17 protein-coding genes and 1 pseudogene are annotated in these 19670 nt (G+C 55.2%); all 18 read left to right on the top strand.

What is annotated here, in order from left to right:
- Window positions 1–25: 25 nt before the first annotated feature.
- Complete coding sequence (locus E8M78_RS11145; protein WP_137135124.1) at window positions 26–1216, top strand: NADH-quinone oxidoreductase subunit D; 1191 nt, start codon at window positions 26–28, stop codon at window positions 1214–1216.
- Window positions 1216–1470, top strand: coding sequence for a hypothetical protein (locus E8M78_RS11140; RefSeq protein ID WP_137135123.1), 255 nt, complete (start codon window positions 1216–1218; stop codon window positions 1468–1470). Before E8M78_RS11145 ends, E8M78_RS11140 begins: the two co-directional genes overlap by 1 nt.
- Window positions 1471–1486: 16 nt before the next feature.
- Window positions 1487–2311, top strand: a pseudogene (gene nuoE / locus E8M78_RS11135) (NADH-quinone oxidoreductase subunit NuoE); the annotation flags it as partial.
- 171 nt (window positions 2312–2482) lie between these two features.
- Window positions 2483–3787: an NADH-quinone oxidoreductase subunit NuoF gene (nuoF, locus tag E8M78_RS11130; RefSeq protein WP_137135121.1), complete on the top strand. Its 1305-nt coding sequence runs from the start codon at window positions 2483–2485 to the stop codon at window positions 3785–3787.
- 3 nt (window positions 3788–3790) lie between these two features.
- Complete coding sequence (locus E8M78_RS11125) at window positions 3791–4489, top strand: hypothetical protein (RefSeq protein ID WP_137135120.1); 699 nt, start codon at window positions 3791–3793, stop codon at window positions 4487–4489.
- A gap of 56 nt (window positions 4490–4545) precedes the next feature.
- Window positions 4546–6627: an NADH-quinone oxidoreductase subunit NuoG gene (gene nuoG, locus E8M78_RS11120; RefSeq protein ID WP_137135119.1), complete on the top strand. Its 2082-nt coding sequence runs from the start codon at window positions 4546–4548 to the stop codon at window positions 6625–6627.
- 12 nt (window positions 6628–6639) lie between these two features.
- A complete protein-coding gene (gene nuoH, locus E8M78_RS11115; RefSeq protein ID WP_137135118.1) occupies window positions 6640–7683 on the top strand; it encodes an NADH-quinone oxidoreductase subunit NuoH in 1044 nt (347 codons plus the stop codon).
- Between the two features lie 34 nt (window positions 7684–7717).
- Window positions 7718–8209, top strand: coding sequence for an NADH-quinone oxidoreductase subunit NuoI (gene nuoI, locus E8M78_RS11110; protein ID WP_062552625.1), 492 nt, complete (start codon window positions 7718–7720; stop codon window positions 8207–8209).
- Window positions 8210–8338: 129 nt separating this feature from the next.
- Entirely contained in the window at window positions 8339–8953 is a 615-nt protein-coding gene (locus tag E8M78_RS11105) for an NADH-quinone oxidoreductase subunit J (RefSeq protein ID WP_062552624.1), read from the top strand.
- Between the two features lie 23 nt (window positions 8954–8976).
- Window positions 8977–9285 (top strand): NADH-quinone oxidoreductase subunit NuoK, encoded by a 309-nt coding sequence (nuoK, locus tag E8M78_RS11100; RefSeq protein WP_062552623.1) that lies wholly within the window; start codon window positions 8977–8979, stop codon window positions 9283–9285.
- A 7-nt stretch (window positions 9286–9292) separates the two neighbouring features.
- The gene (gene nuoL, locus E8M78_RS11095) at window positions 9293–11293 is read left to right on the top strand and encodes an NADH-quinone oxidoreductase subunit L (RefSeq protein ID WP_137135117.1); all 2001 of its coding nucleotides are present in this window, start codon (window positions 9293–9295) and stop codon (window positions 11291–11293) included.
- Window positions 11293–12804, top strand: a complete 1512-nt coding sequence (locus E8M78_RS11090) for an NADH-quinone oxidoreductase subunit M (protein ID WP_062552621.1) — start codon at window positions 11293–11295, stop codon at window positions 12802–12804. Before nuoL ends, E8M78_RS11090 begins: the two co-directional genes overlap by 1 nt.
- A 19-nt stretch (window positions 12805–12823) precedes the next feature.
- A complete protein-coding gene (nuoN, locus tag E8M78_RS11085; protein ID WP_062552620.1) occupies window positions 12824–14266 on the top strand; it encodes an NADH-quinone oxidoreductase subunit NuoN in 1443 nt (480 codons plus the stop codon).
- Entirely contained in the window at window positions 14266–15036 is a 771-nt protein-coding gene (locus E8M78_RS11080; protein ID WP_137135116.1) for a biotin--[acetyl-CoA-carboxylase] ligase, read from the top strand. The genes nuoN and E8M78_RS11080 overlap by 1 nt, the downstream gene beginning before the upstream one ends.
- A 7-nt stretch (window positions 15037–15043) precedes the next feature.
- Window positions 15044–16714, top strand: coding sequence for a ribonuclease J (locus tag E8M78_RS11075; protein WP_137135115.1), 1671 nt, complete (start codon window positions 15044–15046; stop codon window positions 16712–16714).
- Window positions 16715–16813: 99 nt separating this feature from the next.
- A complete protein-coding gene (gene mce, locus E8M78_RS11070) occupies window positions 16814–17218 on the top strand; it encodes a methylmalonyl-CoA epimerase (RefSeq protein WP_137135114.1) in 405 nt (134 codons plus the stop codon).
- A 260-nt stretch (window positions 17219–17478) separates the two neighbouring features.
- Window positions 17479–17745: a DUF1467 family protein gene (locus E8M78_RS11065; protein ID WP_137135878.1), complete on the top strand. Its 267-nt coding sequence runs from the start codon at window positions 17479–17481 to the stop codon at window positions 17743–17745.
- 594 nt (window positions 17746–18339) lie between these two features.
- Complete coding sequence (gene proS / locus E8M78_RS11060) at window positions 18340–19662, top strand: proline--tRNA ligase (protein ID WP_137135113.1); 1323 nt, start codon at window positions 18340–18342, stop codon at window positions 19660–19662.
- Window positions 19663–19670 lie beyond the last annotated feature (8 nt).

The following is a 19670-nucleotide window of genomic DNA, read 5'->3' as shown; positions in this document are numbered from 1 at the left end:
GCAGTCCAGCATGGAGTAGGCAGAAATGACTGAACACAACGTCCGCAATTTCAATATCAATTTCGGACCGCAGCATCCTGCGGCGCACGGCGTTCTGCGTCTGGTCCTTGAGCTGGATGGTGAAATCGTCGAGCGCGTCGATCCCCATATCGGTCTGCTTCATCGCGGTACGGAAAAGCTGATCGAGGCTAAGACTTACCTGCAGGCCTTGCCCTATTTCGATCGCCTTGACTACGTCGCCCCGATGAATCAAGAGCATGCCTACTGTCTCGCGGTTGAGAAGTTGCTCGGTATCGAGGTGCCGATCCGCGGTCAGCTGATCCGTGTTCTCTATTCCGAAATTGGTCGCATCCTCTCGCATCTGCTCAACGTGACGACGCAGGCCATGGACGTTGGTGCGCTTACGCCTCCGCTGTGGGGCTTCGAAGAGCGCGAAAAGCTCATGGTGTTTTATGAGCGCGCTTCCGGCGCTCGCATGCATGCGGCCTACTTTCGTCCGGGTGGCGTGCACCAGGATCTTCCACAGGAGCTTGTCGAGGATATCGGTAAGTGGTGTGATGAATTCCCGCGCGCCCTTCAGGATATCCATGGCCTGATCACCGACAACCGCATTTTCAAGCAGCGCAACGTCGATATCGGTGTTGTTTCGCTGGAGGATGCCTGGGCATGGGGCTTCTCGGGCGTCATGGTTCGCGGTTCCGGTGCCAAGTGGGATCTTCGCAAGTCGCAGCCCTATGAGTGCTATGCCGATCTCGATTTCGATATAGCAATCGGCAAGAACGGTGACTGTTACGACCGTTACTTGATCCGCATGTTCGAGATGGAACAATCTTGCAAAATCATGAAGCAGTGCGTTGACCGTCTGCTTGGTGATGCAAAGACCGGCCCCGTTTCGTCCATCGACGGCAAGGTCGTTCCGCCAAAGCGCGGTGAGATGAAGCGTTCTATGGAAGCGCTCATCCATCACTTCAAACTGTACACGGAAGGTTTCCATGTGCCGGAAGGCGAAGTCTACGCTGCGGTAGAGGCCCCGAAGGGTGAGTTTGGCGTTTATCTGGTTTCTGACGGAACGAATAAGCCGTACCGCTGCAAGATCCGCGCTCCCGGCTATGCACATCTGCAGGCCATGGATTTCCTGTGCCGTGGACATCAGCTTGCTGACGTGTCTGCGGTGCTAGGATCGCTCGATATCGTGTTTGGAGAGGTTGACCGCTAATGAAATGCGTCGCCATCGCAACCGGGCTGTTTGTCCTGTTCAGTTTCGGAGCTGAAGCTCAGAGCTTGCAGACAGGGGCGGATACCACGCGGGGTGCAGATGCGACCATGGCGGAACTTCTAGCTAAGGAATATGAAATCAAGTCGGCCGTACCCAATGGATCGAAGTTGATCGTATTCATGCAAAAGGGAAAATCCGGCTACGCCTGCGAATTCGTCAATGTGGCGAACACGCGGTGCGCATCCATCAATTGATAAGGCGTGAGAAGAAATGTCTGTTCGTCGACTAGCCGAAGATCAGTTTCAGCCGGCAGCTTTTGCCTTCACTGCGGACAACGCAGATTGGGCCGAAGCGACGATTCGCAAATATCCTGAAGGTCGCCAGCAATCAGCGGTCATTCCGTTGTTGATGCGCGCACAGGAGCAAGATGGCTGGGTGACGCGGGCAGCGATTGAGTTTATCGCCCAGAAGCTGGCTATGCCGTACATCCGGGTGCTGGAGGTTGCGACCTTTTACACGCAGTTCCAGTTGAAGCCGATCGGCACGAAGGCCCATATCCAGGTTTGCGGTACAACGCCTTGCATGCTGAGAGGTTCCGAAGCCTTGATGGATGTATGCAAACGAAAGATCAATGCCGAGCCTTTCGAGCGCAACTCATCCGGCACCCTGTCCTGGGAAGAAGTCGAATGTCAGGGTGCGTGCGTCAATGCGCCGATGGTCATGATCTTCAAAGATGCCTATGAGGATCTGACGCCTGAGCGTCTTGAAGAGATTATCGACGAATTCGAAGCTGGTCGTGGCGCAGATGTCAGAACGGGCCCCCAGATCGACCGGCATTTGTCTGCACCCGAAGGTGGAGCGGTGACGCTCCTTGAGGGGACGAAGCCGGTCCGTACCAATCTGGAAGCTCAGGCTCCTGCAGATGGTGCCTCTGTCCCGCCGGCGGAGGCTGCTCGTCCGAAGGATACTGGTGCTGAAACCAATGCTGCGCTCAAGACGCCGGTGACTGCGCCGGCAGAAGCGAAAGCAAATGCCGAGAATGCCGAGGCGCAGCCGCTTTCCGGTACAAAGGCTTCGGAGCCGGACCCTAAAGCTGTTGGCAGCACGGGTGAGGGCGCCCCGTCTGAAGGCAGCAAGGTAGCTGGTACAGATGACAAGACATCCGACGGCGGTAAGTAACTCTGCCGTATCGGTGGAACGCCGCATTCCGCGGTGAACAGATATTCTTAAAGCCGGCCTTGGGGCCGCGGACTGGTGGAACACATCATGTTGAAAGATCAGGATCGCATCTTTACCAACATTTACGGCCTCAAGGACAAGTCGCTGAAAGGCGCGATGAGCCGTGGCCACTGGGATGGTACGAAGCAGATCATTGAAAAAGGCCGCGACTGGATCATCAACGAGATGAAGGCATCCGGTCTGCGCGGGCGCGGTGGTGCCGGCTTTCCGACTGGTTTGAAATGGTCCTTCATGCCGAAGGAGTCAGATGGTCGCCCACATTATCTCGTGGTCAACGCCGACGAGTCTGAACCTGGTACCTGCAAGGATCGCGAGATCCTGCGCAATGACCCACATACGCTGATCGAAGGCTGCGTGATTGCAGGCTTTGCGATGGGTGCTCACACCGCCTACATCTATGTGCGCGGGGAGTACATGCGCGAGCGCGAGGATCTGCAAAAGGCCATTGACGAATGCTACGATGCAGGCCTTCTCGGCGCCAACAACAAGTGTGGCTGGGATTTTGATGTCTACGTACATCATGGTGCGGGTGCTTACATCTGCGGCGAAGAAACTGCGCTTCTGGAAAGCCTTGAAGGCAAGAAGGGTCAACCGCGTCTGAAGCCGCCTTTTCCGGCAAACATGGGCCTTTATGGCTGTCCGACCACTGTGAACAATGTTGAGTCGATCGCAGTCGCGCCGACCATCCTTCGCCGTGGGGCTTCGTGGTTCTCGGCTATTGGTCGTCCCAACAATGTCGGCACAAAGCTCTTCATGGTTTCCGGCCACGTGAACAAGCCCTGCACCTTCGAGGAAGCCATGGGCCTGTCCTTCCGTGAGCTGATCGAGCGCCATTGCGGCGGCATTCGTGGCGGCTGGGACAATTTGCTTGCTGTCATCCCCGGCGGAGCTTCTTGTCCCGTCGTTCGCGGCGAAGATATGGCCGACGCGATCATGGACTTTGACGGCATGCGCGATGTGAAGTCATCCTTCGGGACAGGCGGCATGATCGTGATGGATAAATCCACGGATATCATCAAGGCGATCTGGCGTATTGCTGCATTCTTCAAGCACGAAAGCTGCGGTCAGTGCACACCTTGCCGGGAAGGCACCGGCTGGATGATGCGTGTCCTCGAGCGAATGGTAAAGGGTCAGGCGCAGAAGCGCGAAATTGACATGCTGTTCCAGGTGTCGAAGCAGATCGAGGGCCACACGATCTGTGCACTCGGTGATGCTGCGGCTTGGCCTATCCAGGGTTTGATCCGCAATTTCCGGTCTGACATCGAGAAGCGCATCGATCAATACACTGCCAACGCCACGAGCCATGGCGCCGTCATGGAAGCTGCGGAGTAATCGATGGTCGGTGCAGGTAACCAGAATGGTAATTCTGATGCGAAGAAAGATTCTTCGCTCGGGTTCACTTTACCTTTTTCTGACCATGCACCGGCTAGTCCCTTGGAGCTGATGACAGCTGCCACCGCCGCCGGTCTTGCGTTGAGCAACCAGTTCGCGGGCGTATTTTTCGGCATCATGCAGGCTGCAATGGCGGCAACTGCAACCACCGAGCAACGGCAGGCACCAGACGACAAGCTCTCGGGTGAGGTCAGGGACTCGGGTCGGTCTGACGAGGGCAAGATAGTTGCTTCTCATCCGGTAGCGATAGATGTGGCTTCGGGCGCATTGCAAGAGGCATCTCCGAGCCCCAGCGCTCCCGCGATAAAGCTTCGCGCAAAATCAAAGCAGAAGACTTCTGCGACGCAAGGTGCACCCAAGCCCGCCAAGGTAGGGCGTGGCAAGCCTACCGATTCCCAAGAATCGGTCAGTGGGAGCAAGCGCCTCAGCAGCAGAAATAGAAAGCTGCCGGATGATCTTAAGGCAATTTCGGGTATTGGCCCGAAGTTGGAGGTATTGCTCAATGGCATGGGTGTCGTGCGCATTGAGGATATTGCAGCATGGACTGATAAGGAAGTAGAGCATTTCGACCGGGAGCTGGGACTTGACGGTCGAATTGTGAAGGATGATTGGATCGCGCAGGCAAAGGCGCTGCTGCGGTAACGGAATGTGTCACCAGCCTGAAAGGGCAGGGGACTGGAAACAGGACGTAAGTGACGATGGTTAAGCTCAAGGTTGACGGCAAAGAGATAGAGGTTCCCGATCACTTCACGCTTTTGCAAGCGTGCGAGGAGGCGGGTGCCGAAGTGCCGCGTTTCTGTTTCCATGAGCGCTTGTCGGTGGCGGGCAACTGCCGCATGTGCCTGATTGAGGTCAAGGGCGGCCCGCCAAAGCCGGCTGCCTCGTGCGCCATGGGCGTGCGCGATATCCGCGGTGGCCCGAACGGCGAACTTCCTGAAGTCTTCACCAACACGCCGATGGTGAAGAAGGCCCGGGAAGGGGTCATGGAGTTCCTGCTTATCAATCACCCGCTTGATTGTCCGATCTGCGACCAGGGCGGTGAGTGTGATCTGCAGGATCAGGCGATGGCCTTCGGTATGGACGCATCGCGCTATGCCGAAAACAAGCGGGCTGTAGAAGACAAGTATATTGGGCCGCTCGTCAAAACGGTGATGAACCGCTGCATCCATTGCACGCGTTGTGTTCGCTTCACGACGGAGGTGGGGGGTATCTCCGAGCTAGGCCTGATTGGCCGCGGCGAGGATGCGGAAATCACGACCTATCTCGAGCATGCAATGACGTCCGAACTGCAAGGCAATGTCATTGATCTTTGCCCGGTCGGTGCACTGACGTCACGTCCGTTTGCCTTTACGGCGCGTCCTTGGGAACTGGGCAAGACCGAATCGATTGATGTGATGGATGCTGTTGGGTCTGCAATCCGGGTCGATACCCGCGGTCGCGAAGTGATGCGCATCATGCCACGCGTGAACGAAGAAGTGAATGAAGAGTGGATCTCTGATAAGACACGCTTTATCTGGGATGGTCTGAAGACCCAACGCCTCGATCGTCCATATGTACGTCGCGACGGCCGCTTGCAGCCTACCACGTGGGCGGACGCTTTCCAGACGATCAGGACGGCAGTTTTGGCAACGACAGGTGCCCGTATCGGCGCGATTGCAGGCGATCTTGCAAGCGTTGAAGAAATGTATTCGCTCAAGCAACTCCTGAACGCCCTTGGTTCGCAAAACCTCGATTGTCGTCAGGATGGTTCGAAGCTGGACCCGACCTTTGGTCGTTCAAGCTACATCTTCAATCCGACTATCCAAGGCATTGAAAACGCTGATGCGCTCCTGCTCATCGGCGCCAATCCTCGACTGGAAGCTGCCGTTCTGAACGCTCGTATCCGTAAGCGCTGGCGTCGCGGTAATTTCCCGATTGCTGTGATCGGCGAAGCCGCTGAGCTGCGTTACCCCTATGAGTATCTGGGTGCTGGTCCGGAAACCCTTGCCGAACTCGCCAATGGGTCCCACGAATTCCTCGAGAAACTGCGCAACGCGAAAAAGCCCATGATTGTCGTGGGACCCGGCGCGCTGACAAGAGACGACGGAGCGAGCATTCTTGCTTCTGCTGCCTCGATCGCAAATGCTGTCGGTGCAGTAAGCGAAGAATGGAATGGTTTTGGCGTGCTCCATACTGCCGCCTCGCGTGTTGGTGGACTGGATCTCGGCTTCGTGCCAGGCGCTAACGGCGCCAATGCCGCCACCATGCTCCGGTCAATGGACGTACTCTTCCTGTTGGGTGCTGACGAAATGGAGTTCTCGACAAAGCATGCCAAGTGCACCGTCTATATCGGTAGCCATGGCGATGCTGGCGCGCATGGGGCAGACGTGATACTTCCCGGCGCTGCCTATACGGAAAAGTCAGGCACTTGGGTGAATCTCGAGGGGCGGGTGCAGATGGGCAATCGTGCAGGGTTTGCGCCTGGCGACGCTCGCGAAGAATGGGCCATCATCCGCGCGCTCTCGGACGTTCTCGGAAAGAAGCTACCATTTGATTCGCTCTCGGCTCTTCGTCGCCAATTGTATGAAACGCATCCTCATTTCAACGCGCTGGACGAGATTGCTCCGGTTTCAAGCAATGAGATTGCAGAGCTTGCAAAAAAACCGGTGAGCTTGGGCAAGTCTGGGTTTGCGTCTTCGGTCAAAGACTTCTATCTCACGAACCCAATTGCACGTGCTTCGGCCGTGATGGCGGAATGTTCGGCACTGGCCCGCAACAATTTCAAGGCTGCGGCAGAGTAAAGGCTGGAAAACATGGACTCCTTCTTTTTGACTTACGTCTGGCCAGCGATTGTGATGATCGGCCAGTCCCTGTTGCTCCTCGTATGCCTGCTCGTATTCATCGCTTACATTCTGCTGGCCGATCGCAAGATCTGGGCAGCAGTGCAGCTGCGCCGCGGCCCTAACGTGGTGGGCCCATTCGGCCTTTTCCAGTCCTTTGCCGATCTTTTGAAGTTCGTATTCAAAGAGCCGATCATTCCGGCGGGCGCTAACAAAGGCGTGTTCCTGCTTGCGCCGCTCGTATCGGTTACGCTTGCGCTCGCGACCTGGGCCGTCATCCCGTTCAATGAGAACTGGGTCATCGCGAACATCAACGTCGGCATCCTTTATGTTTTCGCCATTTCCTCGCTGGAAGTGTATGGCGTGATCATGTCGGGCTGGGCGTCCAACTCCAAGTATCCTTTTCTCGGGGCACTGCGCTCAGCTGCGCAGATGGTTTCATACGAAGTATCGATTGGCTTTGTGATCGTGACGGTTCTGCTGTGCGTCGGTTCTTTGAACCTCACGGACATCGTTCTTGCGCAAAAGACCGGCATTGGCACGGCAGTGGGATTGCCAGCCTCGTTCCTTGATTGGCACTGGCTCGTCTTGTTCCCGATGTTCGTGATCTTCTTCATCTCCGGCCTCGCTGAGACGAACCGCCCTCCGTTCGATTTGCCGGAAGCCGAATCCGAACTGGTTGCAGGCTACATGGTAGAATATTCCTCTGCGCCTTACATGATGTTGATGCTTGGAGAATATGCCGCCATCCTGCTGATTTGCTCTCTGACGACCATCTTGTTCCTGGGAGGCTGGCTCCCGCCGGTTGACGTCTGGTTTTTGAACTGGGTGCCAGGCATCGTGTGGTTCATCCTCAAGGGCACACTCGTCTTTTTCATGTTCGCAATGGTCAAGGCGTTTGTTCCGCGCTACCGCTACGACCAACTGATGCGTCTGGGTTGGAAAGTCTTCCTGCCGCTGTCGCTCGCTATGGTCATCATCACTGCATTCGTACTGAAGCTTACCACTGGCGCCTGATTGCGCCAGACCGGAAGCTCATTGGAGAATACAAATGGCAAGTCTGGCTCAGTCGATCAGCTCGCTTTTTCTGAAGGAATTCGTCTCGACATTTTTCTTGTCGATGCGCTACTTCTTCAAGCAGAAGGCGACGATCAATTACCCCTTCGAAAAGGGTCCGGTCAGTCCGCGGTTTCGGGGTGAGCATGCACTGCGTCGTTATCCCAACGGCGAAGAGCGGTGCATTGCCTGCAAGCTGTGCGAGGCAATCTGTCCTGCCCAGGCTATCACCATCGAGGCTGGTCCTCGTCGCAATGACGGGACACGCCGAACGGTCCGTTATGATATCGACATGGTGAAGTGCATCTATTGCGGATTCTGCCAGGAAGCTTGCCCGGTGGACGCGATCGTCGAAGGCCCGAACTTCGAGTTCTCGACGGAGACGCGTGAGGAACTCTACTTCGATAAGCAGCGTCTGCTCGATAATGGCGACAGATGGGAGCGCGAAATTGCGCGCAATATTTCCATCGATGCTCCTTATCGTTGAGGCTTTGAATTGTCGGCGTCTGCGAGGGCGCCGAGTAAACTGAAGACATTACCTACCTGGCTGGTCGTTCCGCCGGGTTTTGACAGTGGGGAGAAAGTTCCTCGCTGGGGAAGACGAAAAGGCACCACCATGGGTTTGCAGGCTGTTTTCTTCTATTTGTTCGCCTTTGTAGCGGTCGCATCGGCCTTTATGGTCATCTCCGCCAGGAACCCCGTTCATTCGGTGCTTTTCTTGATCCTGGTGTTCTTCAACGCGGCAGGGCTGTTCCTGCTGACCGGCGCTGAATTCCTGGCCATGATCCTGCTGGTCGTTTACATCGGCGCCGTGGCGGTGCTCTTCCTGTTCGTGGTCATGATGCTCGATATCGACTTCGCTGCCTTGCGCTCTGGCATTCTTCAATACGCTCCGGTTGGAGCTCTGGTGGGTTTGATTGTGGCAGCGGAACTGATTGTTGTTGTTGGTGGTTCGGTCCTGACACCGGAAGCGGCCAAGGCGATCACGATGCCGATCCCATCGCCGGCAACACGCACGAACACCGCAGCACTCGGCGATGTTCTCTACACAAACTACGTTTACTTCTTCCAGGTGTCGGGTCTGGTACTGCTGGTCGCAATGATTGGTGCAATCGTCCTGACCCTGCGTCACCGCGAAAATATCAAGCGCCAGAACATTTCGCAGCAAGTTGCTCGTACGCCAGCGACAGCTATCGAAGTGGTCAAGGTCAAGACCGGCCAAGGCATCTAAGAGCGCGATCAAGGAACTGAGATATGGAAATCGGACTTTCCCATTACCTGACGGTCAGCGCGATACTCTTCACGCTTGGCGTCTTCGGCATCTTCCTCAATCGGAAGAACGTCATCATTATTCTGATGTCCGTTGAATTGATCCTGCTGTCGGTCAACCTCAACATGATCGCGTTTTCGTCGTTCCTCAACGACATCGTCGGTCAGGTTTTCGCACTCTTTATTCTGACCGTGGCGGCTGCGGAAGCTGCGATCGGTCTCGCGATACTCGTGGTCTTCTACCGCAATCGTGGTTCGATTGCTGTTGAAGACGTCAATATGATGAAGGGTTGATCGGGTTATGATCTACAAGGCTATTGTCTTTCTTCCCCTGATCGGCTTTCTGATCGCCGGCCTCTTTGGCCGCTCTATCGGTGCGAAGGCTTCTGAATACGTCACAAGCGGTTTGATGATCGTCGCCGCGATTTTGTCCTGGATCGTATTCTTCAAGGTCGGGCTTGCTCATGGCGAAGGCCATGAGATGATCAAAGTGACTGTGCTGCGTTGGATTCAGTCCGGAGGTCTTGATTTCGAATGGGCCTTCCGGATTGATACGCTGACCGTGGTCATGTTCGTAGTCGTGAATTCCGTTTCGACGCTCGTGCATATCTATTCAATTGGATATATGCACCACGATCCGCATCGGCCGCGTTTCTTCGCCTACCTCTCCTTGTTCACCTTTGCGATGCTCATGCTGGTGACGTCTGACAACTTGGCTCAGATGTTCTTTGGTTGGGAAGGTGTTGGTCTGGCTTCCTACTTGCTGATCGGATTCTGGTTCAAAAAGCCTTCTGCTTCTGCAGCCGCCATGAAGGCGTTCATCGTCAACCGCGTCGGCGATTTCGGTTTTGTACTCGGGATTTCCGGTGTTTTCGTACTGTTCGAATCCATCAACTTTGAGACCATTTTCGCAACGGCGCCGACCTATCTTCCGGCTGCAGGCTCGGCAGATGCCAGCCAGGCAGTCATCAACCTGTTCGGCATGCATCTGGACAAAGCGGATGCACTGACGGGTGTCTGCCTGCTTCTTTTCATGGGCGCGATGGGTAAATCCGCGCAGTTTCTACTTCACACATGGCTTCCAGATGCCATGGAGGGGCCGACACCTGTTTCGGCGCTGATCCATGCGGCTACCATGGTGACCGCTGGCGTTTTCCTCGTTGCTCGTATGTCGCCGATTTTCGAACTTTCGCCAGATGCTTTGACGGTTGTCACGATCATCGGCGCGATTACGGCGTTCTTCGCGGCAACGGTTGGTCTCGTTCAGAATGACATCAAGCGTGTCATTGCCTATTCGACCTGCTCGCAGCTTGGCTACATGTTCGTTGCGCTGGGTGTCGGTGCCTATGGTGCTGCTGTGTTCCATCTCTTCACACACGCCTTCTTCAAGGCCCTTCTTTTCTTGGGCGCCGGTTCTGTGATCCACGCTGTGGATGGCGAGCAGGACATGCGTTACATGGGCGGGCTGAGGAAGCATATTCCGTACACATTCTGGGCCATGACGATCGGTACCTTGGCTCTAACGGGGGTTGGTATCCCGGGGACGATGATCGGTTTCGCCGGTTTCTTCTCCAAGGATGTCATCATTGAATCGGCCTTTGCCTCGCATTCCGCAGTTTCAGGCTTCGCTTTCACACTCCTTGTCGTTGCCGCTTTGTTCACGAGCTTTTATTCGTGGCGTCTGGCGTTTCTCACATTCTTTGGAAAGCCGCGCGCTTCCTCGGATGTGATGCACCATGTCCATGAGTCGCCGCTTGTCATGCTTTTGCCCCTGGCCTTCTTGACGGTTGGTGCGGTCCTGGCGGGTGTCGTCTTCGAAGGGTACTTCTTCGGGCACGAGTACAAAGAGTTCTGGAAGGGCGCGCTGTTCACACTGCCGACGAATGAGATTCTCGAAGAGTTTCACCATGTGCCGCTTTGGGTGAAGTGGAGCCCATTCGTTGCAATGCTGACGGGTTTCGTTACGGCTTGGTTCATGTACATCAAGTCGCCGGAAACACCGAAGCGTCTCGCCGAGCAGCACAGGGTTCTCTATCAGTTCCTGCTGAACAAGTGGTACTTCGACGAACTCTATGATCTGCTCTTTGTCCGTTCTGCCAAGGCGCTTGGTCGTTTCCTCTGGAAGCGCGGCGATGTAGGTATCATCGATGCCTATGGTCCTAACGGCATCGCGGCACGCGTCATGGATGTGACGCGCGGTGTTGTCCGGCTTCAGTCCGGTTATCTTTATCATTATGCGTTCGCGATGCTCATCGGCATTGCTGCGCTCGTCACCTGGATGATGCTCGGGAGTTCCCTCTAATGACCGATTGGCCGATTCTCTCAACGGTCACCTTTCTGCCGCTCGTTGGTGTCGTTCTTCTGCTCTTGACGCGAGAAGACGGTCCCCATGGCCGACGGAATATCCTGAATGTTTCCCTCTGGACGACTGTTGTTACCTTTTTGGTGTCTCTGCTGATCTGGATTGGGTTCGATAACTCGAACCCGGGTTTCCAGATGGTTGAAAAGCATCAATGGCTTAACACCGGGATTGCTTACCATCTGGGTGTCGACGGCATTTCGATGCTGTTCGTGATCCTCACGACCTTCCTCATGCCGTTCTGCGTGCTGGCAAGCTGGGAATCGGTTGAGAAGCGTATCAAAGAGTACATGATCGCCTTCCTGCTTCTGGAAGTCGTGATGATTGGCGTGTTCGTCTCGCTCGATATCGTCTTGTTCTATGTCTTCTTCGAAGCAACCCTGATCCCCATGTTCGTCATCATCGGCGTTTGGGGCGGGAAGGATCGCGTCTACGCGTCCTATAAGTTCTTCCTGTACACGCTCCTCGGCTCAGTTCTGATGATGCTGGCCATCATGGCGATGTACTGGCAGGCAGGTACGACAGATATCACCGAACTTCTGAAGTTTGGCTTCCCGGCTGGAATGCAGACCTGGCTCTGGCTTGCCTGCTTTGCGGCCTTTGCTGTGAAGATGCCGATGTGGCCAGTGCATACCTGGCTCCCTGATGCGCACGTTCAGGCACCGACCGCCGGGTCTGTTATCCTGGCAGGTGTGATGCTAAAGCTCGGCGGTTATGGGTTCATCCGTTTCTCCTTGGCAATGTTCCCGCTGGCCTCGGATTACTTCGCTCCCTTCGTGTTCACGCTGTCTGTCCTGGCCATCATCTACACCTCGCTCGTGGCAATGATGCAGGACGACATCAAGAAGCTGATTGCCTATTCGTCAGTCGCTCACATGGGATATGTCACCATGGGCATCTTTGCGGCGAATGCGCAGGGTGTTCAGGGGGCGATATTTCAGATGCTGTCGCATGGTATCGTGTCCGGCGCCCTCTTTCTCTGTGTCGGCGTCGTCTATGATCGTCTCCATACCCGTGAAATTGCGGCCTACGGCGGTCTGGTCAATAACATGCCAAAATATGCGGTTGCATTCATGGTCTTCACCATGGCCAATGTCGGCCTTCCAGGTACATCCGGTTTTGTTGGTGAATTCCTGACGATCATTGGTGTGTTCCGCGCGAATACATGGGTTGCGCTTTTTGCTGCTACGGGTGTGATCTTGTCGGCATCCTATGCGTTGTGGCTCTACCGTCGGGTGATCTTCGGTGCGCTGGAAAAGGAAAGCCTGAAAGGGCTGCTCGATCTGTCGACACGTGAGAAGATCATACTATATCCGCTCGTTGTTCTGACGATCTTCTTCGGCGTCTATCCTGCACCGGTGTTCGATGCGACCGCCGCATCCGTCGATTTGCTGCTCAATAACTACTCCGCTGCCCTGCAGGCCGCGCAGAAACTTGCACTTGTCGTGCATTGACAAGGGGACACGATTTCAAATGACTGCTGAACTTCTCATTACGAGCCTGCAGATCTCGACGCCGGAACTGATCCTTGCGGTTGGTGCACTTGCGTTGCTCATGATCGGTGTCTTCTCTGGTGACAAATCTGCTCCGACTGTGACGGGACTTGCCGTTGCAATCATGATCGCAGCCGGGTTGTGGCTGGTCTTTTCTCCAATGCAGGGCGAAGCCTGGGGAGGCGCTTTTGTACTCGACTCCTTCAGTCGCTTCATGAAAGTCATCGCGCTGATCGGTTCGATCACGGCCATGATCATGACGGTCGGCAACGCGCGGTCGGAACAGTTGGATCGCTTCGAGTTTCCGGTGCTCCTGACGCTCGCAACGCTGGGAATGATGCTGCTCATCTCGGCTAACGACCTTATCGCTCTCTACCTTGGCCTCGAGCTGATGTCGCTTGCGCTATATGTCGTTGCCGCCATCAATCGTGACAGTCTCCGTTCAACGGAAGCTGGCTTGAAGTACTTCGTTCTCGGTGCCTTGTCCTCGGGCATGCTGCTTTACGGTATGTCGCTGGTCTATGGCTTCACTGGCAATACGGGCTTCGACAACATCGCGGCTGTTCTGACGGCAGAAACACGATCGCTCGGAGTCGTTTTCGGACTTGTGTTCATTCTGGCCGGACTTGCATTCAAGATTTCTGCGGTTCCATTCCATATGTGGACGCCGGATGTGTATGAAGGCGCTCCAACACCAGTCACGGCGTTTTTCGCAGCTGGTCCGAAAGTCGCTGCGATGGCGATCTTCGTGCGGATCGTGACGGATGCATTCATGCCTGTTTTCGCGGATTGGCAACAGGTCGTGGTCTTCATCTCGATTGCGTCCATGCTTCTGGGTTCCTTCGCGGCGATTGGCCAGAAAAACATCAAGCGTCTGATGGCCTACTCTTCGATCGGACACATGGGTTATGCGCTGGTTGGCTTGGCCTCCGGTTCGGAGACCGGCGTTTCCGGCGTTGCCCTGTACATGCTGATTTACATGGTCATGACGCTTGGTACTTTCGCTTGCATCATGTCGATGCGTCGGAAGGAAGGCGCTGCTCTCGAGAGCGTCGATGACCTGGCAGGCCTTTCCTCGACGAACCCCTTCATGGCGGTGGTTCTGACTGCTCTCATGTTCTCGCTGGCCGGTATTCCGCCCCTGGCAGGCTTTTTCGCAAAGTACTTTGTCTTTGTCGCAGCGATCGAGGCGAAGCTGTACGCGCTTGCCATTATTGGTGTTCTCTCCTCCGTCGTCGGTGCCTACTACTACCTTCGCATCGTAAAGGTCATGTGGTTCGACGCAGCAAATGGCGAGTTCGCTCGTACTGCCGGTGAGTTGAGGCTTGTCTTTGGGATTTCAGGCCTCTTCGTCACGGCCTACGTGCTGTTTGGCGGCCCGATTGGCCTTGCCGCAGAAGCTGCTGCGAAGGCGTTCTTCTGATGCGCAACGAACGAGGGGGATCCTACTCCCTCGAATGCTTCAGGCACCTCGCGCTTGGCGAGGTGTCTTCGACCAATACGGAATGTTTGGCTCGCGCCCGTCAAGGCGAAGTTTCCGGACTTTGGATTACAGCCGAGCGCCAGACCGCCGGCAGAGGACGCCGCGGACGGGCGTGGACTTCAGAAGTCGGCAATCTTTATGCCAGTCTACTCCTGATCGATCCTTCACCACCTGAACTCTTGAGCTCGCTTCCGCTTGCGGTGTCACTGGCTGTTCACGGAACGCTTCGGAGAGTTTTACCAGCGACCGCAGAAGCTGTTGAGATCAAGTGGCCGAATGATGTTTTGATCGGGCGCAAGAAGTCCTGCGGCATTCTCCTCGAGGCCGAAATTCTTCCCGATGGCCGCCGTGCCGTGGTCTGTGGCATCGGAATCAATATTCGTAATCGTCCCGAAACGGCACCTTATGGCGTGACCTCTCTGCAAGAACAGGGTGCCACGAGTTCGGCCGGAGAGGTTTTCACGCATCTATTCGATGAGATGATTCAGATCTTGAACATCTGGAATCACGGTCGCGGCGTGGCTGAGGTGACTCGTCTCTGGCGGTCTGCTGCATGCGGGTTAGGCACCATGATACGCGTAAATTTGCCCGACCGTTCTCTCGATGGTGTGTTTGTCGGTATCGATGATGAAGGACTTCTGATACTGGAGACCGAGAACCGCCTGCACCATATTGCTGCGGGCGATGTATTTCTTCTTGGAACGGAATGAACGGGTAATGGCGAAACAGGACGAACTGGTATTTCTGCCACTGGGCGGCGTGGGTGAGATTGGTATGAATCTCGCACTTTATGGCTTTGGCCCGGCTGAGAAACGCCAGTGGATCATGGTTGATTGTGGTGTAACGTTTGCGGGACCGGAATTACCCGGAGTGGACCTTGTTCTGCCGGATATTTCCTTTCTCGCCAAGCAGCGCGACCGGTTGAAAGCAATCATTATCACTCATGCACATGAAGACCACTATGGCGCGCTGAATGATCTTTGGCCCGGTTTGAATGTGCCTGTCTACGCGTCACCGTTCACCGCTGGCATGCTTGAGGCGAAGCGGGATTATGAAGGAACACGGGCAGATATCCCGATCACCATTTTCAAGGCAGGTGACCGCGTTAACATCGGTCCGTTTGAAATCGAAGCGGTTGGTGTCAATCACTCAATTCCCGAGCCGATGTCGCTTGTGATCCGCACTCCACTCGGCAATATTGTTCATACCGGCGACTGGAAGATCGATGCGGAGCCATCGCTTGGGCCTCTTACTGATGAGGGTCGTTTCCGCGCCATTGGTGATGAAGGCGTTCTCGCACTGATGTGCGATTCGACCAATGCAGTTCGTGACGGTGTCTCTCCCTCGGAAGAGGCTGTGTCTGAAGGTCTGCGTCAGGTTATCGAACAGGCAGAAGGCCGCGTCGCGATCACGACCTTTTCCTCCAATGTCGGCCGCATACGATCAATCGCCCAGGCTGCCGAGGCCGCGGGTCGTGAGGTTCTCCTGCTTGGCTCGTCGCTGAAGAGGGTGGTGAATGTTGCCCGCGACGTAGGTCTGATGGAAGGCATCAAACCGTTCATCGCTGAAGATGAATATGGTTACATTCCGCGCGATAAAGTGGTTGTGATTCTGACCGGCAGTCAGGGCGAAGCGCGTGCGGCACTGGCCAAGCTTTCGCGTGATGAGATGCGTCATGTCGCTCTGGCATCCGGCGACACTGTGGTGTTTTCGTCAAGAACAATTCCGGGTAACGAGAAAGCTATTCTTGAGATCATGAACGGCCTGATCGACCAGGGTATCAAGATTGTGACGGATGCTCAGGCTCTCGTTCATGTTTCCGGTCATCCACGCCGCAACGAACTGCTGAAGATGTACGAGTGGATTCGCCCGCAAGTGCTGGTACCGGTGCACGGCGAGGCGGCACATCTGACGGCCCAGGCAGAATTGGCACGAGGTGCCGGCATTGAGATCGTGCCCCGTGTGCGAAACGGGAATATTCTGCGCCTCGCGCCGGGTGAGGTTCAAGTCATCGATGACGCACCTCATGGCCGGATTTTCAAAGACGGCAAGCTCATCGGCGATATAGACGAAATGGGCATATCGGACCGAAAGAAGCTTGCTTATGTTGGCCATGTCGCGGTCAGTGTTTTGCTGGATGCGCGATATGATTTCATCGGTGATCCCGATGTCGTACCGTTCGGCCTTCCGGAATATGACGACGACGGCGAGGATATGGAGGACACGCTCTATGACGCTGTCCTGGGTGCTGTCGAAAGCATTCCTCGCAGCCGTCGAAAGGATCTGGACACGCTGAGAGAGGCGGTGCGCCGCTCCGTTCGTTCAGCGGCGAATAATGCCTGGGGGAAGAAACCCGTCGTCACCGTGTTCGTCAATCGTATAGCCTGAGAAGCGCCAGCGATTGGCGACGGAGACACCCAAGAGGTCCAACTAGACTTGGTAAATCAAGCAGGTGTGCGGAGTTGATTTTGCGGACGGAGGGAATGGATGCTTGGTAGGGTGAACCATATCGCAATTGCCGTTCCGGACCTCGGCGTCGCGGCTGCCAGTTACCGTGATACATTAGGCGCACGAATCTCGCAGCCTCAGGCTCTTCGGGAGCATGGCGTAACGGTCGTTTTTGTGGATCTGGAGAATACGAAGGTTGAACTGCTGGAGCCTCTTGGTGACGATTCACCAATTCGCTCGTTCTTGGAAAAAAATCCATCTGGTGGCATGCACCACATATGCTACGAGGTCCAGGATATCCTAGCAGCACGGGATCAATTGAGCCAAGCGGGCGCTCGGGTGCTCGGCTCTGGTGAGCCGAAGATCGGCGCACACGGCAAACCTGTACTGTTTCTGCATCCGAAGGACTTCCAGGGAACCTTGATCGAGCTCGAACAGGTTTAGGCGACGATAAGACAGCCGACGACTGGGCGCTACAGGCTTATCCGCAGATGGACCGAGTGACGCAGTGAACACTAAGCGGGGAAATGGTAAGTCTGTGGAACTACGGCTATAAAAGCTCAGCTTCAATACGATCAAGCTCACTGGTTTGCGCCTATGCGATCAAACAAAATTGAGTATTGGTGCGCGGAGACTGGCCTGCGTGCCGCAATCCGAGTGCGCAATTGTATCAGGGATCAGGAGGGACCCCAGTGACTCAGATTATGTCTGCCTTTGCAGTCTATTTCATCATCTGGTGGACTGTGCTGTTCATGGTTTTGCCAATCGGTCTGAGAACGCAGGCTGATGAAAACGAAGTGGTACTTGGAACTGTTGAAAGCGCGCCGGCTCGATTTCGTGGCGCGCGCGTTGTTCTGCTCACCAGTGTAATTTCAGCAGCGATTTACGGCGCATGGTATGTCGCGTCGACATATTTTGGCTTCAGTTTGAATTCTCTGCCACGTATCGTTCCGGATTTCGGGCGCACCTGACGCGACCGTCCTGCAGGTGGAACCCGGATTCAATTCGAAATTTTGAAGCAGAGACGTCCGGGGCGCATTGAGCTTTCGCTCAACCGGATGGCCGCAAGAGCGGCAGAAACGATGGCGGAATGTGGCTTAACGAGTCGCTGACGCTTCGAATAAGCAAAAAAAAACAAGGCGAAAACGCCTTGTTCAAAGTTTCGCGTGATCTTCAACCGTTGCCGGGGCTGCGTACGAGCGCGCCTAAGATCTGATCCTCCCAAGACTTGACCGCGATTGGCAAAGATTTGAACTCCCTGCCTCTTTTATGAGCCGAACCTAGCTTAACGTTTGAGCTTTGTCACTAGCCTTTTTGACAGTTTTGACACACTCCCATAATTTTTTTCCAATGACGCATATGTCATACTTTTCGTCACAGAACTGGCGCAATTCCTGGCACGAGTAGCTGCAAATCACTGTTTCTCCGCTGTGTGTGAACGCGCCTTTGACCAGCGTGCCGGGTTCCCATTGGCACGTTAAACCGCTATGTAGCCCTCAACTCTCTTGCTATTTCAATTGCTGATTCCTGTTGTTCAGGATCAGCTTACAACTACGGAAAACGCTATGCGTCTCTCCCGCTACTTTTTGCCGATCCTCAAGGAAAATCCGAAGGAGGCTGAAATTGTCTCGCATCGTCTCATGCTCCGTGCCGGGATGATCCGCCAGCAGAGCCAGGGCATTTACTCCTGGCTACCGCTCGGCAAGCGTGTGCTCGACAAGGTCAATGCCATTGTGCGGCAGGAACAGGATCGTGCCGGCGCAGTTGAGTTGTTGATGCCGACATTGCAGTCGGCCGAGTTGTGGCAGGAAAGCGGGCGCTACGATGCGTACGGCAAGGAAATGCTGCGGATCAAGGATCGTCAGGATCGGCCCATGCTGTATGGTCCGACGAATGAAGAGATGATCACGGATATCTTCCGTTCCTATGTCAAATCCTACAAGAACCTGCCGCTGAACCTTTATCATATTCAGCTGAAGTTCCGTGACGAGATCCGGCCACGGTTCGGCACGATGCGCTCACGCGAATTCCTGATGAAGGACGCATATTCCTTCGATCTCACTCGGGAAGGTGCGCTTCACTCCTACAACAAGATGTTCGTAGCTTACCTTCGCACGTTTGCCCGCCTGGGTGTGCGGGCCATTCCTATGCGCGCGGATACAGGCCCCATCGGTGGCAATCATAGCCATGAATTCATTATTCTTGCGGATACCGGAGAATCGGAAGTCTATTCGCATAAAAGCTTTATCGAGTTCGAGATCCCAGGCGAGAATACGGATTTCGATGATGTCGCTGGACTGCAGGCCATTTTCGAAAAGTGGACATCCGCCTATGCTGCCACTTCGGAAATGCATGATGAAGCTGCATTCAACGCCATTCCGGAAGGGGAACGCCTGTCTGCGCGTGGTATCGAGGTTGGCCACATTTTCTATTTCGGAACCAAGTATTCTGAACCAATGGGTGCGAAAGTGCAGGGACCGGACGGCAAGGAGCATCTTGTCCACATGGGTTCCTATGGCATTGGGCCGACGCGCCTTGTTCCTGCCATCATAGAAGCTTCGCATGACGAGAACGGAATAATCTGGCCTGCCTCGGTTTCGCCGTTTGACGCTATGGTCATTACCATGAAAGCGGGTGACGAAGCCTGTGATCGGGTGTGTGGACAGCTGTATGACGGCCTGACGAATGCCGGTCTCGACGTGTTGTATGACGACACCGACGACCGTGCCGGCACCAAGTTCGCGACAGCAGATCTGATCGGCGTTCCGGTACAGCTCATCGTTGGTCCGCGCTCCGCGGCGACCGGTGAGGTCGAGGTGAAGGACCGGAAAACGGGTGCCCGTGAAACGATGACAGTCGAAGCGGCACTGAATCGCCTGACTGCCTGAACCGCAAC

Origin of the sequence: Rhizobium sp. FKY42, assembly GCF_005222835.1 — a bacterium.
Lineage (GTDB): Bacteria > Pseudomonadota > Alphaproteobacteria > Rhizobiales > Rhizobiaceae > Neorhizobium.
This window is presented reverse-complemented; position numbering and strand designations above follow the sequence as displayed.

Coding starts and splice junctions, on each gene's coding strand:
- nuoF (WP_137135121.1), top strand. CDS start 2,483: ATGTTGAAAGATCAGGATCGCATCTTTACCAACATTTACGGCCTCAAG.
- E8M78_RS11125 (WP_137135120.1), top strand. CDS start 3,791: ATGGTCGGTGCAGGTAACCAGAATGGTAATTCTGATGCGAAGAAAGAT.
- nuoK (WP_062552623.1), top strand. CDS start 8,977: ATGGAAATCGGACTTTCCCATTACCTGACGGTCAGCGCGATACTCTTC.
- E8M78_RS11105 (WP_062552624.1), top strand. CDS start 8,339: ATGGGTTTGCAGGCTGTTTTCTTCTATTTGTTCGCCTTTGTAGCGGTC.
- proS (WP_137135113.1), top strand. CDS start 18,340: ATGCGTCTCTCCCGCTACTTTTTGCCGATCCTCAAGGAAAATCCGAAG.
- E8M78_RS11075 (WP_137135115.1), top strand. CDS start 15,044: ATGGCGAAACAGGACGAACTGGTATTTCTGCCACTGGGCGGCGTGGGT.
- nuoG (WP_137135119.1), top strand. CDS start 4,546: ATGGTTAAGCTCAAGGTTGACGGCAAAGAGATAGAGGTTCCCGATCAC.
- E8M78_RS11145 (WP_137135124.1), top strand. CDS start 26: ATGACTGAACACAACGTCCGCAATTTCAATATCAATTTCGGACCGCAG.
- nuoL (WP_137135117.1), top strand. CDS start 9,293: ATGATCTACAAGGCTATTGTCTTTCTTCCCCTGATCGGCTTTCTGATC.
- E8M78_RS11065 (WP_137135878.1), top strand. CDS start 17,479: ATGTCTGCCTTTGCAGTCTATTTCATCATCTGGTGGACTGTGCTGTTC.
- E8M78_RS11140 (WP_137135123.1), top strand. CDS start 1,216: ATGAAATGCGTCGCCATCGCAACCGGGCTGTTTGTCCTGTTCAGTTTC.
- E8M78_RS11090 (WP_062552621.1), top strand. CDS start 11,293: ATGACCGATTGGCCGATTCTCTCAACGGTCACCTTTCTGCCGCTCGTT.
- nuoH (WP_137135118.1), top strand. CDS start 6,640: ATGGACTCCTTCTTTTTGACTTACGTCTGGCCAGCGATTGTGATGATC.
- E8M78_RS11080 (WP_137135116.1), top strand. CDS start 14,266: ATGCGCAACGAACGAGGGGGATCCTACTCCCTCGAATGCTTCAGGCAC.
- nuoI (WP_062552625.1), top strand. CDS start 7,718: ATGGCAAGTCTGGCTCAGTCGATCAGCTCGCTTTTTCTGAAGGAATTC.
- nuoN (WP_062552620.1), top strand. CDS start 12,824: ATGACTGCTGAACTTCTCATTACGAGCCTGCAGATCTCGACGCCGGAA.
- mce (WP_137135114.1), top strand. CDS start 16,814: ATGCTTGGTAGGGTGAACCATATCGCAATTGCCGTTCCGGACCTCGGC.